This window comes from Escherichia sp. E10V5 (assembly GCF_004212315.1).
Classification (GTDB): Bacteria; Pseudomonadota; Gammaproteobacteria; order Enterobacterales; family Enterobacteriaceae; genus Escherichia.
In genome coordinates, this window is the sequence record NZ_RHJM01000060.1 from 1706 (window position 1) to 1932 (window position 227).

Below are 227 nucleotides of genomic sequence, written 5' to 3' on the forward strand. Positions count from 1 at the left end.
GGCGTCCAGCCATAGCGCACCAGCGGCGCGGCAGGTAAATTCTCCGGGTATTCCGGGTCATGCGTCAGCCACACGGCAGACAGACGGATGCCGTTGTCCCGGCCATATTCGGTGTAACCCGGCAGGGTATCAGGAAAAGCGGACGGTTCCGCCCCGCCGGAAATGGCCTGCTGCCGGGCTTCTTCTGCCCGCTGCGCCTGCGTGGTCAGTACCAGCCGGAAGTGACG

General features: G+C 65.2%; 1 protein-coding gene. It reads right to left on the bottom strand.

Annotated features, from left to right (window positions below):
- Nucleotides 1-227, bottom strand: a 227-nt coding sequence (locus D9738_RS24965; protein ID WP_205712964.1) for a hypothetical protein, incomplete at both ends; no start/stop codon positions are given.